Genomic DNA, 14,497 nt, shown 5'->3' on the forward strand with positions numbered 1-14,497 from the left:
AGCGATGTTCCGCCGCACGTTCTGGTTCACCGCCGGCGCAGCCGCCGGTGTGTGGGCCACCACCAAGGTCAACCGCAAGCTCAAGCAGCTGACCCCCGAGAGCCTCGCGGCGCAGGCCGCGGACAAGGCGATCGAGACCGGTCACAAGCTCAAGGACTTCGCCCTCGACGTACGCGAGGGCATGGTCCGGCGCGAAGCCGAACTGGGCGGCGCCCTGGGCCTTCAAGCGCCGGTCGACCCCGACCTTCCCGTACAGCGGCACTTCGCCGTCGAAGCGGCCGAACCGCCCGCGAACGCGAACACGTACCGCACGCTCCCCCGCAACTCGAACAACCGGAATGAGGACCACTGATGGAGTCGGCTGAAATTCGCCGCCGCTGGCTGAGCTTCTTCGAGGAGCGCGGTCACACCGCCGTGCCTTCGGCGTCGCTCATCGCGGACGACCCGACTCTGCTGCTGGTCCCCGCGGGCATGGTCCCCTTCAAGCCGTACTTCCTCGGCGAGGTCAAGCCGCCAGCCCCGCGCGTCACCAGCGTGCAGAAGTGCGTCCGCACGCCGGACATCGAAGAGGTCGGCAAGACCACCCGGCACGGCACCTTCTTCCAGATGTGCGGCAACTTCTCCTTCGGGGACTACTTCAAGGAAGGTGCCATCCAGCTCGCCTGGGATGCGCTGACCAACTCCGTCGAGGACGGCGGCTACGGCCTCGACCCCGAGAAGCTCTGGATCACGGTCTACCTCGACGACGACGAGGCCGAGCAGATCTGGCGCGACAAGATCGGCGTTCCCGCCGAGCGCATCCAGCGCCTGGGCAAGAAGGACAACTTCTGGTCCATGGGCGTCCCGGGACCCTGCGGCCCGTGTTCGGAGATCAACTACGACCGCGGCCCCGAGTTCGGCGTCGAGGGCGGCCCGGCCGTCAACGACGAGCGCTACGTGGAGATCTGGAACCTGGTCTTCATGCAGTACGAGCGCGGCGCCGGCGACGGCAAGGAGGACTTCCCGATCCTCGGGGACCTGCCGTCGAAGAACATCGACACCGGTCTCGGCCTCGAACGCCTCGCCATGATCCTCCAGGGCGTACAGAACATGTACGAGACCGACACCCTGCGCGTCGTCATGGACAAGGCCACCGAGCTGACCGGCGTGCGCTACGGCGCCGAGCAGGGAACCGACGTCTCGCTCCGCGTCGTCGCCGACCACATCCGTACGTCGGTGATGCTCATCGGCGACGGCGTCACCCCCGGCAACGAGGGCCGCGGCTACGTGCTGCGCCGCATCATGCGCCGCGCCATCCGCAACATGCGTCTCATGGGCGCCACCGGCTCCGTGGTGAAGGACCTGGTCGACGTCGTGATCGACACGATGGGCCTCCAGTACCCGGAGCTGATCACCGACCGCAAGCGCATCGAGACGGTCGCGCTCGCCGAGGAGGCCGCCTTCCTCAAGGCCCTCAAGGGCGGCACCAACATCCTGGAGACCGCCGTCACCGAGACCAAGGCCGCCGGCGGCCAGGTCCTCGCCGGCGACAAGGCGTTCCTGCTCCACGACACCTGGGGCTTCCCGATCGACCTCACCCTGGAGATGGCCGCCGAGCAGGGGCTCTCCGTGGACGAGGACGGCTTCCGCCGCCTCATGCAGGAGCAGCGCGACAAGGCCAAGGCCGACGCCCGCGCCAAGAAGACCGGTCACGCCGACCTCTCCGCCTACCGCGAGGTCGCCGACACCTCCGGCGCCACCGAGTTCACCGGCTACACCTCCACCGCCGGCGAGTCCACCATCGTCGGCCTGCTGGTCGACGGCGTGCCCTCGCCCGCCGCCACCGAGGGCGACGAGGTCGAGGTCGTCCTCGACCGCACCCCCTTCTACGCCGAGGGCGGCGGCCAGCTCGCCGACACCGGCCGCATCCGGCTCGACACCGGCGCCGTGATCGAGATCCGCGACGTCCAGAAGCCGGTCCCCGGCGTCCACGTGCACAAGGGCGTCGTCCAGGTCGGCGAGGTGACGGTCGGGGCTCCTGTCTTCGCCTCCATCGACAGCACCCGCCGCCGCGCCATCGCCCGCGCCCACAGCGCCACGCACCTCACGCACCAGGCACTGCGCGACGCGCTCGGCCCGACGGCCGCCCAGGCCGGCTCGGAGAACTCGCCCGGCCGCTTCCGCTTCGACTTCGGTTCGCCCGCCGCCGTCCCCGGCACGGTCCTCACCGACGTCGAGCAGCGGATCAACGAGGTCCTCTCGCGGGAGCTCGACGTCCAGGCCGAGGTCATGTCCATCGACGAGGCCAAGAAGCAGGGCGCCATCGCCGAGTTCGGCGAGAAGTACGGCGAGCGGGTCCGCGTCGTCACCATCGGCGACTTCTCCAAGGAGCTGTGCGGTGGCACCCACGTCCACAACACCGCCCAGCTGGGTCTGGTGAAGCTGCTGGGCGAGTCCTCCATCGGCTCCGGCGTGCGCCGTATCGAGGCCCTTGTCGGCGTGGACGCGTACAACTTCCTCGCCCGGGAGCACACGGTCGTCGCCCAGCTCCAGGAGCTGGTCAAGGGCCGCCCCGAGGAGCTCCCCGAGAAGATCGCGGGCATGCTCGGCAAGCTCAAGGACGCCGAGAAGGAGATCGAGAAGTTCCGCGCGGAGAAGGTCCTCGCGGCCGCCGCCGGACTCGTCGAGTCCGCCAAGGACGTCCGCGGCACCGCCCTGGTCACCGGCCAGGTCCCCGACGGCACCTCCGCCGACGACCTGCGCAAGCTGGTCCTGGACGTGCGCGGGCGCATCCAGGGCGGCCGGCCGGCCGTCGTGGCCCTGTTCACCACGGCCAACGGTCGCCCGCTCACCGTCATCGCCACCAACGAGGCCGCCCGCGAGCGCGGTCTCAAGGCCGGTGACCTGGTGCGCGCCGCCGCCAAGACCCTCGGCGGCGGTGGCGGCGGCAAGCCGGACGTCGCCCAGGGCGGCGGCACCAACCCGGCCGCCATCGGCGACGCCGTCGCCGCCGTCGAACGCCTCGTCACCGAGACCGCGTGACGAGCGGGACGACGCCGATGCGCCGGGGCCGACGGCTCGCCGTCGATGTCGGGGACGCCCGGATCGGGGTCGCCTCGTGCGACCCCGACGGGATCCTGGCCACGCCGGTGGAGACCGTGCCGGGACGCGATGTCCCGGCCGCCCACCGGCGGCTCCGCCAACTCGTCGAGGAGTACGAGCCGATCGAGGTCGTCCTCGGCCTGCCGCGCTCCCTCGGCGGCGGCGAGGGCCCGGCGGCCCTCAAGGTCCGGGAGTTCGCCCAGGCGTTCGCCCGCTCGATCGCACCCGTTCCGGTGCGGTTGGTGGACGAGAGGATGACCACAGTGACGGCCGCTCAGGGGATGCGCGCCTCGGGCGTGAAGTCCAAGAAGGGCCGGTCTGTCATCGACCAGGCTGCCGCTGTGGTGATCCTTCAGAACGCTCTGGAGTCCGAACGGGCGTCAGGCAACCCCCCGGGTGAGGGCGTCGAAGTGGTTGTCTGATCGCGATACGGTAACGTTCCGCGCGATGCGGCGGTGTTCGAACAAACACCGCACAGCGAAGCGAAGAGACGGAACGGCGTCTCGCGGCTCTAGGGGATCGATGACTGAGTATGGCCGGGGCCCCGGCTCCGAACCGTGGCATCCCGAGGACCCCTTGTACGGGGACCAGGGATGGGGAGGCCAGCAGGCCGCCCACGGCCAGGGCCAGTACGGCGACCAGCAGCAGTCCTTTCCGCAGGACCCGTACGCCCAGCAGCAGTCCTATCCGCAGGACCCGTACGCCCAGAACCACCAGCAGTACCAGCAGCAGGATCAGCAGCAGAACCAGCAACAGTACGACGAGCAGAACCAGCAGCCGTACGCCCAGCAGAACCAGCAGCAGCAGCAGTACGGCACGCCTCAGCAGGACCCGTACGCCCAGCAGCCGGGTGCCCAGCCGCAGTACGACGGCGGCTGGGACACCGGGCAGCAGGCCGCCATGCCGTACGGGGCCGAGCCCCAGGACCCGTACGCCCAGCAGCCCGGCGGCTACGACGCAGCGCAGGACTACTACGGCACCCCTGAGGCCTACCCTCCGCCGCAGCCCCCGGGCCGCCGCGACGCCGCAGCCGAGCAACAGCAGCAGTCGCCGACGGACTGGGATCCGGAGGCGCCGCAGGAGGAGACGCACCCCTTCTTCACCGGTGCGGACGAACCGGCCGGCCGCGAGCCGCGCGACGACGATGACCCGGACGACGACGGTTCGCGCGCCTCGCGCCGCGATCGCGGCGGCAGCGACCGGCGGGGCGGCAAGGGCAAGAAGAAGAGCCGCAGCGGCGTCGCCTGTCTGGTGGTCTCCGTCGTCCTGGTCGGCGGCCTCGGCGGAGTCAGCTACGTCGGCTACACCTTCTGGAAGAAGCAGTTCGGCGCTCCGGCCGACTACGCGGGGGCGGGTACCGGCCAGGTCGAGGTCGAGATCCCCGAAGGGTCGCTCGGCTACGACATCGCCAACATCCTGCGCAAGAAGGGCGTCATCAAGTCCTCCGACGCCTTCGTCGCCGCGCAGAATGACAACCCCAAGGGCAAGTTGCTCCAGGCCGGCGTCTACCTCATGAAGAAGGAGATGTCCGCCGCCAGCGCGATCGACCTGATGCTCGACCCCAAGAGCCAGAACGCTTTCGTGATCCCCGAGGGCACCCGTAACGTCACGGTCTACGCGAAGATCGACGAGCGGCTGGAACTGGAGAAGGGCACGACGGCGAAGGTCGCCAAAACCAAGGCGGAGTCCCTGGGCCTGCCCGACTGGGCGGACGACAACCCGGATGTGAAGGACCCGCTGGAAGGCTTCCTGTACCCGGCCGCCTATCCGGTCGCCAAGGGGTCGAAGCCCGAGGACGCGCTGAAGCGGATGGTCACGCGGGCCAACAAGGAGTACGACAAGCTCGACCTGCCGGCGAGTGCGAAGGAGCTCGGTCTCAAGAACCCGTGGGAACTGATCACCGTCGCGAGCCTCGTACAGGTCGAGGGCAAGTACAAGCACGACTTCGACAAGGTCGCACGCGTCGTCTACAACCGTCTCAAGCCGGGCAACATGGAGACGGTCGGGCGGCTCGAATTCGACTCCACGGTCAATTACATCAAGGGCCAGAGCACCCTGGACATCGGCGCGGTCGACGAGGTCCGGAAGATCGACGACCCGTACAACACCTACAAGATCATCGGCCTGCCCTCCGGCCCGATCAGTAATCCTGGCGCGGACGCCCTGCACTCGGCGATGAACCCCAAGCCGGGCCCCTGGTACTACTTCGTCTCGATCAACGAGGACAAGACGGTCTTCGCCGAGACCAACGAGGAGCACGAGAAGAACCGGCGGGAGTACGAAGAAGGGAAGTCCGGCCAGTGAGCGAGCCTCGCCGGGCGGCCGTCCTCGGCTCGCCCATCGCCCACTCCCTCTCCCCGGTCCTGCACCGCGCCGCGTACGCCGAGCTCGGCCTCCACGACTGGTCCTACGACCGGTTCGAGGTCGACGAGGCGGCGTTGCCGGGCTTCGTCGCGGGGCTGGACCCCTCCTGGGCCGGGCTGTCGCTGACCATGCCGCTCAAGCGGGCGATCATCCCGCTGCTCGACGAGATCAGCGCGACGGCCGCCTCGGTGGAGGCCGTCAACACGGTCGTGTTCACCGAGGATGGGCGGCGGGTCGGTGACAACACCGACATCCCCGGCATGATCGCCGCTCTGCGGGAGCGCGGTATCGACGAGGTCGACTCCGCCGCGGTCCTCGGCGCCGGAGCCACCGCCTCCTCCGCACTCGCCGCGCTCTCCGCGGTCTGCGCCGGACCCGTGACGGCGTACGTGCGCGGCCCCGAGCGCGCGGCCGAGATGCGGGCCTGGGGGGAACGGCTCGGCGTCGATGTCGTGATCGCCGACTGGGCGGACGCGGCAGCGGCACTGACCGCGCCACTCGTCGTCGCCACCACCCCGGCCGGTGCCACCGACGCCCTGGCCCAATCCGTGCCGGCGGCCCCGGGCATCCTCTTCGACGTGCTGTACGAGCCGTGGCCCACCGGGCTCGCCGCCGCCTGGTCGGCGCACGGCGGGGCCGTCGTCGGCGGACTCGACCTCCTCGTGCACCAGGCACTGCTCCAGGTCGAGCAGATGACCGGCCGCGTCCCGGCGCCGCTGACCGCCATGCGGCAGGCCGGGGAAGCCGCGCTCGCGGCCCGCTGACGGGCCACCGGGCCCGCGCCGTCCGTCCGTCTGCTGGACCGGCGGCCGGATCGCGCCCCCGGTCGTGGGAGGATCAAAGGCGGCGGGCCAGGGCCGCGCACCCGGTGGCGCCGTTGGATTTCAGGCGCGAGCATGAGGAGCACCGTTGAGCAGGTTGCGCTGGCTGACCGCGGGGGAGTCGCACGGCCCCGCACTGGTGGCGACGCTGGAGGGCCTTCCCGCCGGCGTCCCGATCACCACGGAGATGGTGGCGGAGGCGCTGGCCCGGCGACGGCTCGGTTACGGCCGCGGCGCGCGGATGAAGTTCGAGAAGGACGAGGTCACCTTCCTCGGCGGCGTACGCCACGGCCTCACCATGGGCTCCCCGGTCGCCGTCATGGTCGGCAACACCGAGTGGCCCAAGTGGGAGCAGGTCATGTCGGCCGACCCGGTCGACCCCGACGAGCTGGCGAAGCTCGCCCGCAACGCCCCGCTGACCCGCCCCCGGCCCGGCCACGCCGACCTCGCGGGGATGCAGAAGTACGGCTTCGACGAGGCCCGGCCGGTCCTGGAGCGCGCCAGCGCCCGGGAGACCGCCGCGCGTGTCGCCCTCGGGGCCGTCGCCCGCTCCTACCTCAAGGAGACCGCGGGCATCGAGATCGTCAGCCATGTCGTCGAGCTGGCCGCCGCCAAGGCGCCGTACGGGGTCGTCCCCGTCCCCGCCGACGTGGAGAAACTGGACGCCGACCCGGTCCGCTGCCTGGACGCCGACGCGTCCAAGGCGATGGTGGCCGAGATCGACCAGGCCCACAAGGACGGCGACACCCTCGGCGGGGTCGTCGAGGTGCTGGCGTACGGCGTGCCCGTCGGACTCGGCTCGCACGTGCACTGGGACCGGCGCCTGGACGCCCGGCTCGCCGCCGCGCTCATGGGTATCCAGGCCATCAAGGGCGTCGAGGTCGGCGACGGCTTCGAGCTGGCCCGGGTCCCCGGCTCCCAGGCGCACGACGAGATCGTCGCCACCGAGGACGGCATCAGGCGCACCTCCGGGCGGTCCGGCGGCACCGAGGGCGGGCTCACCACCGGCGAGCTGCTGCGCGTGCGCGCCGCGATGAAGCCCATCGCGACCGTGCCGCGCGCCCTGGCCACCGTGGACATCGTCACCGGCGAGGCCACCAAGGCCCATCACCAGCGCTCCGACGTCTGCGCCGTCCCTGCCGCGGGCATCGTGGCGGAGGCCATGGTGGCCCTCGTCCTGGCCGACGCGGTCGCGGAGAAGTTCGGCGGCGACAGCGTCCCCGAGACCCACCGCAACGTCCAGTCGTACCTCGACCACCTCCAGATCCGATGAGCGGCCCCCTGGTCGTCCTCGTCGGCCCGATGGGCGTCGGCAAGTCCACCGTCGGCGAACTGCTCGCCGCGCGGCTCGGCACCACCTACCGGGACACCGACGCCGACGTCGTCGCCGCGGCCGGCAAACCGATCGCGGAGATCTTCTACGACGAGGGCGAGGAGCACTTCCGCGCCCTGGAGCGCCGGGCCGTCGAGGCGGCCGTCGCCGGGCACCCGGGCGTCCTCTCCCTCGGCGGCGGGGCCGTCCTGGACGCGGCGACCAGGGAGCTGCTGGCCGGCCGTCCGGTCGCCTACCTCTCCATGGACGTGGACGAGGCCGTCCGCCGCGTCGGCCTGGGCGCCGCCCGCCCCCTGCTCGCGGTCAACCCGCGCCGGCAGTGGCGCGATCTGATGGATGCCCGCCGCCACCTCTACGAAGAGGTCGCCCGCACCGTCGTCGCCACCGACGAGCACACCCCCGAAGAGGTCGCCCAGGCGATCATCGACGCACTGGAACTGCCGGAGGGCCAAGCCGCCCCCGGCGTGGAGAACACCGGCATGACGCAGCAGGGACCCACCCGCATCCAGGTCGCAGGCTCCGCGGGCTCCGACCCGTACGAGGTCCTCGTCGGCCACCAGCTCCTGGGCGAGCTGCCCCAGCTGATCGGCGACCGCGCGCGACGCGTCGCCGTCCTGCACCCGGAGGCGCTCGCCGAGACCGGTGAGGCGGTCCGTCAGGACCTCGCCGGCCAGGGGTACGAGGCCATCGCCATCCAACTGCCCAACGCGGAGGAGGCCAAGACCGCCGAGGTCGCCGCCTACTGCTGGAAGGCGCTCGGCCAGACCGGCTTCACCCGCACCGACGTCATCGTCGGCATCGGGGGCGGCGCCACCACGGACGTCGCCGGGTTCGTCGCCGCCACCTGGCTGCGCGGGGTGCGCTGGATCGCGATCCCGACCACCGTGCTCGGCATGGTCGACGCGGCCGTCGGCGGCAAGACCGGCATCAACACCGCCGAGGGCAAGAACCTGGTGGGCGCCTTCCACCCGCCCGCCGGGGTCCTCTGCGACCTCGCCGCGCTGGACTCGCTGCCGGTCAACGACTACGTCTCCGGCATGGCCGAGATCATCAAGGCCGGGTTCATCGCCGACCCGGTCATCCTGGACCTGGTCGAGGCCGACCCCGAGGGCGCGCGCACCCCGGCCGGGCCGCACACCGCCGAGCTGATCGAGCGGTCCATCCGGGTCAAGGCCGAGGTCGTCTCCAGCGACCTCAAGGAGTCCGGTCTCCGCGAGATCCTCAACTACGGCCACACCCTGGCCCACGCCATCGAGAAGAACGAGCGCTACAAGTGGCGCCACGGCGCGGCCGTCTCCATCGGCATGGTCTTCGCCGCCGAGCTGGGCCGGCTCGCCGGACGCCTCGACGACGCCACCGCCGACCGGCACCGCAGTGTCCTCGCGTCGGTGGGCCTGCCGCTCGCCTACCGCGGCGACCAGTGGCCCAAGCTGCTGGAGAACATGAAGGTCGACAAGAAGTCGCGCGGCGACCTGCTGCGCTTCATCGTCCTGGACGGCATCGGCAGGCCCACCGTCCTGGAGGGACCCGACCCGGCCGTGCTGCTCGCCGCCTACGGGGAGGTCTCCGCGTGACCCGCAGGGTATTCGTCCTGAACGGCCCCAACCTCGGACGGCTCGGCTCGCGTGAACCCGACGTCTACGGAGCCACCTCCTACGCCGGACTCGTCGACGCCTGCACGACCCTCGGCAAGGAGCTCGGCTTCGACGTCGAGGTGCGGGAGACCAACGACGAGGGCCAGCTCATCCGCTGGCTCCACGAGGCGGCGGACGGATCGATTCCGGTCATTCTCAACCCGGGCGCGTTCACGCACTACTCGTACGGCATGCGGGACGCGGCCGCCCAGCGCACCGCCCCGCTGATCGAGGTGCACATCTCCAACCCGTACACCCGCGAGGAGTTCCGGCACACGTCCGTGGTCGCCGCGGTGGCCACGGGCACGGTGGCCGGGTTCGGCATCGGCTCCTACCGGCTCGCTTTGCGCGCCCTGGCCGACGAACTGACGGACTGACACCCCGCGGATGCCCGTCCGCACTCCGCACGGCCGACGGGCACTTCGCACCCTCCCGGGCCGTTCACCCCGAGACGGCCCGGGAAGGTACGGTGGCCGTCCCATCAGCGTCAGTTGCAGTTACGAGACGGAGTGGCACCGGATGCAGCACGCAGCGGGGGCCCCGCTGCCGCCGCCCCACGGCCCCGGTATCGGGAACGTCGGCCGGCCGTACCAGGCCCAGCACGCCGGGCACCCCGGCCCGCCCCCGATATCCCCGCCGCCGCCCCTTCCGGGGCAGGCGCCCCAGGCTCCCGGCCAGGCCCCGCCCCCGTCCTCCGGCCGGCCCCAGCAGCCCGCCGCCCCCGGCCGGTCCCCGCAGCCGAGCTGGAGCGGCACCGGACCCACGCCGCCGCCCGCCGGGCAGGTCACCGGGCACACCGGGCACGTCCAGCTGCCCCCGGGCGGTCCCGTTCCGCTGCCGGCACCGCCCGTCGGGGCCGGCACCGGCGGTGCGACGCTCGCCGTCCTGCTCATCGGCCCCGCCGGGGCGGGCAAGACCACGGTCGCCAAGCTCTGGGCGGCCCGCCGCCGGGTGCCCACCGCCCACGTCTCCCTGGACGACGTCCGCGAATGGGTCCGCTCCGGCTTCGCCGACCCGCAGGCCGGCTGGAACGACCACTCCGAGGCCCAGTACCGGCTGGCCCGCCGCACCTGCGGCTTCGCCGCCCGCAACTTCCTCGCCAACGGCATCTCCTGCATCCTCGACGACGCCGTCTTCCCCGACCGCCCGGTCGTCGGCCTCGGCGGCTGGAAGCGCCACGTGGGCCCCGGCCTGCTGCCCGTGGTCCTGCTGCCCGGCCTGGAGATCGTCCTGGAGCGCAACGCCGCCCGCAGCGGCAACCGCAGGCTCTCCGACGAGGAGGTCGCCCGCATCCACGGCCGGATGGCCGGCTGGTACGGCTCCGGCCTCCCGATCATCGACAACTCCACGTACGACGTCGAGACCACCGCGCGTGTCCTGGACGACGTACTGGCCCGCTCCATCGCGAGCCCGCCCACCTGGTAGCCGTCGCGGGCCCGCCGGGCCGGGCGGGCCCCCGACGGCGGGCGACCGGACGGCGCCTCGCCGGCCGGAACCCCGGTCGGGTGCGCCGGCCGGGCGGGGAGCCGTCCTCGCTCGTACGCTCGAACCATGTCAGAGGTGCACGCCGTCCGACGCGGGCTGCTCCGCGACCGGTGCGCCGCCGCGGGCTCCGCGGCCGCCCTGGTCTCCCGGCCCGCCAACGTCCGCTATCTCGCGGGCGGAGCGCCGCCCGGGGCCGTGCTGCTGCTCGGCCCCGGCGAGGACGTTCTGCTCTGCCCCCGCGCCCCGACCGGTGAACCCGCCCACGGGCGGCCCGACGAGGCGCTCCGGATCGACCTCCTGCCCGCCCCGGACGGGGACCCGGTGGTCGCCGCTGCTGGCCTCGCCGCCTCGGCGGGCGCCGATTCGCTCGCCGTCGAGGAACACGATCTGACCGTGGCCCGGCACCGCGCCATGGGGAAGGCCGCCCCACGCCTGATCCTGGCCGATCTGGGCTTCACCGTGGAGCAGCAGCGGATCGTCAAGGACGAGGAGGAGATCGGCTGCCTCCGGATCGCCGCCGAGATCACCGACCAGGCCCTCGGCGAACTCCTCGAATCGATCCTCGTCGGCCGCACCGAGCGGCATCTCGCCCTCGAACTGGAGCGCCGCCTGGTCGACCACGGGGCGGACGGCCCCGCCTTCGCCACCTCCGTGGCCACCGGCCCCAACTCCGGCCAGGGCCGCCACCGGCCCTCGGACCGCAGGGTGGAGGAGGGGGATTTCCTCTCCGTCCGCCTCGGGGCGAGCTACCACGGCTACCGCTGCGAGATCGGCCGGACCTTCGTCATCGGCACCGCCCCCGCCGAGTGGCAGATCGAGCTCTACGACCTCGTTTTCGCCGCTCAGCGGGCCGGCCGGGAAGCCCTGGCGCCGGGGGCCGCCTACCGGGACGTGGACCGTGCGGCCCGGCATCCGCTGGAGTCGGCGGGCCACGGAGAGGGACTTCAGCCGAGGACCGGGCACGGTGTGGGCCTGGAAATCGAGGAGGACCCGCAACTGGCACCGACAGCCATGGGTAAACTGGACGCTTGTGTGCCGGTCACCGTCGAACCGGGGGTCCACCTCCCGGGCCGGGGCGGTGTCCGGATCGATGACACGCTCGTCGTGCGCCCCGAGGCGGACGGCGGACCCGAGCTACTCACCATGACGACCAAGGAGCTGCTCGCGCTCTAGCGCGCATCCTCGGTCGTTCCACCAGCTTCAGTCCAGGAGATTCCGCAACCGTGGCTTCCACGAACGACCTCAAGAACGGCCTGGTGCTCAAGCTCGACGGAGGCCAGCTCTGGTCCGTCGTCGAGTTCCAGCACGTCAAGCCCGGCAAGGGCCCCGCCTTCGTGCGCACCAAGCTCAAGAACGTGCTCTCCGGCAAGGTCGTCGACAAGACGTTCAACGCCGGCGTGAAGGTCGAGACGGCCACCATTGACCGCCGAGACATGCAGTTCTCGTACATGGACGGCGAGTACTTCGTCTTCATGGACATGAGCACCTACGACCAGCTCATGGTCGAGCGCAAGGCCGTCGGCGACGCCGCCAACTTCCTGATCGAGGGCTTCACCGCCTCCGTCGCCCAGCACGAGGGCGAGGTGCTCTACGTCGAGCTGCCCGCCGCCGTCGAGCTGACGATCCAGCACACCGACCCGGGCGTCCAGGGCGACCGCTCCACCGGCGGCACCAAGCCGGCCACGCTGGAGACCGGTTACGAGATCGGCGTGCCGCTCTTCATCAGCACCGGCGAGAAGATCAAGGTCGACACCCGCTCGGGCGACTACCTCGGCCGGGTGAACAGCTAACCGTGGCTGCCCGGAACAAGGCCCGCAAGCGCGCCTTCCAGATCCTCTTCGAGGCCGACCAGCGCGGTGAGTCCGTGCAGAGCGTCCTCGCGGACTGGGTTCGGCTCTCGCGGACCGACGACCGTCAGCCGCCGGTCGGTGAGTTCACGATGGAGCTCGTCGAGGGGTACGCGCAGTACGCGGACCGGATCGACGACCTGATCGTCACCTACGCCGTGGACTGGGAGATCGACCGCATGCCGGTCGTCGACCGGAGCATCCTGCGGCTCGGTGCGTACGAGCTGATCTGGATGGACGAGACCCCGGACGCCGTGGCGATCGACGAGGCCGTCCAGCTCGCCAAGGAGTTCTCCACCGATGACTCCCCGTCCTTCGTGAACGGCCTGCTGGCCCGTTTCAAGGACCTGAAGCCGAACCTCCGCCGGGAGCAGTAGCCCCGGCCGCGACGGTTCGGTCGCACACACCACGAAGGGCCCGGGGTCAGCCGACCGTGGGCCCTTCGTCGTACCCGGGAACCCCCGCGCCGGCCGCATGGGCCCGGGGCGCGGGCCGGGAACGCAGACGCCGGGAGGGCGGGGGCACGAAGGTCCCCGCCCACCCGGCGGCACGTTTCTGCTGTGGGGCCCCGCCCCGCTCGCTCAGCCCTCGTCGTGGGAGACCGCGCGGCGCGCGTCCGCGTCCAGCACGCCCCAGCTGATGAGCTGCTCCGTGAGGACGGAAGGCGACTGGTCGTAGATGACGGCGAGCGTGCGCAGGTCGTCCTGGCGGATCGAGAGCACCTTGCCGTTGTAGTCACCGCGCTGGCTCTGGATGGTCGCCGCGTAGCGCTGCAGCGGACCGGCCTTCTCCGGCGGGACGTGGGCGAGGCGCTCCAGGTCCAGGACGAGCTTCGGCGGCGGCTCCGCGGCCCCGCCCGGCGTCGTACCGGGCAGCAGCTCCTGCACCGGGACCCCGTAGAAATCCGCCAGCTCGGCGAGGCGCTGTACGGTCACCGCACGGTCGCCGCGCTCGTACGAACCGACCACGACGGCCTTCCAGCGACCCTGGGACTTCTCCTCCACGCCGTGGAGGGAAAGGCCCTGCTGGGTGCGGATGGCACGGAGTTTGGCCCCGAGCTGTTTTGCGTATTCGCTGGACATATGGCTCCCCGGACGCTGGAACAGTGTGCGGCTCCGCCGCGTGGCTGGTAACTCACTGTGAGGTTACGCAGCGTTACTTGGATGCGTCAAGCCGAATGGTCCGGACCGGTGCCTCCCGGGGGCGGGGCCAGGGCCGGGCGCAAGCCCTGGTAGCGTGGATGACGCAATTTCGACGTCCTTTAACGATCCGTCCCGTGAGGCGGAGAAGGAGGTCCGTTTCCTATGGACGCACAGCACGACCACACCGGCAACGCGGCACGCCCCGTTCTCGAGGCCCCCGACATCGCCCGTGTTCTGACCCGTATCGCCCACGAGATCGTCGAACGCGCCAAGGGCGCCGACGACGTGGTGCTGCTCGGCATCCCGACCCGAGGCGTCTTCCTCGCCCGTCGGCTGGCCGAGAAACTCCAGGAGATCACCGGCCGGAAGACGCCGGTCGGATCGCTCGACATCACCATGTACCGCGACGACCTGCGGATGCGCCCGGCGCGCGCCCTGGCCCGTACCGACATCCCCGGCGAGGGGATCGAGGGCAGCCTGGTCGTCCTGGTCGACGACGTGCTCTTCTCCGGCCGCACGATCCGCGCCGCCCTCGACGCGCTCGGCGACATCGGCCGCCCCCGCGCGGTGCAGCTCGCGGTCCTGGTCGACCGCGGCCACCGGGAGCTCCCGATCCGCGCGGACTACGTCGGCAAGAACCTCCCCACGTCGCTGCGGGAGACGGTCAAGGTCCAGCTCGCCGAGGAGGACGGCCGCGACGCCGTGCTGCTGGGCGTCAAGCAGGCCGCCCCCGCGGACACGCAGTAGCCCGAGCCCTCCCGTACGGCCTTTCGGGTACGTACGGCCGCTC

The 14,497-nt window shown here is 71.6% G+C and carries 14 protein-coding genes; 13 read left to right on the top strand and 1 reads right to left on the bottom strand.

The window, feature by feature from the left end; genetic code table 11:
- Positions 1-4 precede the first annotated feature (4 nt).
- The 12 genes from AC3CH1_RS31180 to nusB all read left to right on the top strand — a co-directional run bounded on the left by AC3CH1_RS31180 (position 5) and on the right by nusB (position 12,942).
- A complete protein-coding gene (locus AC3CH1_RS31180) occupies positions 5-352 on the top strand; it encodes a DUF6167 family protein (RefSeq protein WP_488465930.1) in 348 nt (115 codons plus the stop codon).
- Positions 352-3,021: an alanine--tRNA ligase gene (gene alaS / locus AC3CH1_RS31185; protein ID WP_488465931.1), complete on the top strand. Its 2,670-nt coding sequence runs from the start codon at positions 352-354 to the stop codon at positions 3,019-3,021. Before AC3CH1_RS31180 ends, alaS begins: the two co-directional genes overlap by 1 nt.
- Before the next feature lie 17 nt (positions 3,022-3,038).
- Positions 3,039-3,503 (top strand): Holliday junction resolvase RuvX, encoded by a 465-nt coding sequence (gene ruvX / locus AC3CH1_RS31190; RefSeq protein ID WP_488466779.1) that lies wholly within the window; start codon positions 3,039-3,041, stop codon positions 3,501-3,503.
- Positions 3,504-3,603: 100 nt separating this feature from the next.
- The gene (mltG, locus tag AC3CH1_RS31195) at positions 3,604-5,385 is read left to right on the top strand and encodes an endolytic transglycosylase MltG (RefSeq protein WP_488465932.1); all 1,782 of its coding nucleotides are present in this window, start codon (positions 3,604-3,606) and stop codon (positions 5,383-5,385) included.
- Positions 5,382-6,209: a shikimate dehydrogenase gene (locus tag AC3CH1_RS31200; RefSeq protein ID WP_488465933.1), complete on the top strand. Its 828-nt coding sequence runs from the start codon at positions 5,382-5,384 to the stop codon at positions 6,207-6,209. The genes mltG and AC3CH1_RS31200 overlap by 4 nt, the downstream gene beginning before the upstream one ends.
- Before the next feature lie 145 nt (positions 6,210-6,354).
- A complete protein-coding gene (gene aroC / locus AC3CH1_RS31205) occupies positions 6,355-7,539 on the top strand; it encodes a chorismate synthase (RefSeq protein WP_488465934.1) in 1,185 nt (394 codons plus the stop codon).
- A complete protein-coding gene (gene aroB, locus AC3CH1_RS31210; RefSeq protein WP_488465935.1) occupies positions 7,536-9,173 on the top strand; it encodes a 3-dehydroquinate synthase in 1,638 nt (545 codons plus the stop codon). The genes aroC and aroB overlap by 4 nt, the downstream gene beginning before the upstream one ends.
- The gene (locus AC3CH1_RS31215) at positions 9,170-9,610 is read left to right on the top strand and encodes a type II 3-dehydroquinate dehydratase (protein ID WP_047175698.1); all 441 of its coding nucleotides are present in this window, start codon (positions 9,170-9,172) and stop codon (positions 9,608-9,610) included. Before aroB ends, AC3CH1_RS31215 begins: the two co-directional genes overlap by 4 nt.
- A gap of 142 nt (positions 9,611-9,752) precedes the next feature.
- Entirely contained in the window at positions 9,753-10,658 is a 906-nt protein-coding gene (locus AC3CH1_RS31220) for a Pro-rich N-terminal domain-containing protein (protein WP_488465936.1), read from the top strand.
- Positions 10,659-10,784: 126 nt separating this feature from the next.
- Complete coding sequence (locus tag AC3CH1_RS31225; protein WP_488465937.1) at positions 10,785-11,891, top strand: M24 family metallopeptidase; 1,107 nt, start codon at positions 10,785-10,787, stop codon at positions 11,889-11,891.
- Positions 11,892-11,941: 50 nt separating this feature from the next.
- Positions 11,942-12,508 carry an elongation factor P gene (gene efp, locus AC3CH1_RS31230; protein ID WP_488465938.1) on the top strand — a complete coding sequence of 189 codons (567 nt, stop codon included), beginning with the start codon at positions 11,942-11,944 and terminating at the stop codon, positions 12,506-12,508.
- A 2-nt stretch (positions 12,509-12,510) separates the two neighbouring features.
- Positions 12,511-12,942, top strand: a complete 432-nt coding sequence (nusB, locus tag AC3CH1_RS31235) for a transcription antitermination factor NusB (RefSeq protein WP_488465939.1) — start codon at positions 12,511-12,513, stop codon at positions 12,940-12,942.
- A gap of 204 nt (positions 12,943-13,146) precedes the next feature.
- Here the strand turns inward: nusB and bldD are convergent, their stop codons facing one another.
- Entirely contained in the window at positions 13,147-13,647 is a 501-nt protein-coding gene (bldD, locus tag AC3CH1_RS31240; RefSeq protein ID WP_003970358.1) for a transcriptional regulator BldD, read from the bottom strand.
- 222 nt (positions 13,648-13,869) lie between these two features.
- Between bldD and pyrR the strand changes: the two genes are divergently transcribed.
- The gene (gene pyrR / locus AC3CH1_RS31245) at positions 13,870-14,454 is read left to right on the top strand and encodes a bifunctional pyr operon transcriptional regulator/uracil phosphoribosyltransferase PyrR (protein ID WP_097869618.1); all 585 of its coding nucleotides are present in this window, start codon (positions 13,870-13,872) and stop codon (positions 14,452-14,454) included.
- The last annotated feature ends 43 nt before the right edge of the window (positions 14,455-14,497 follow it).

The organism is Streptomyces sp. MGP-P1 (genome assembly GCF_057766565.1).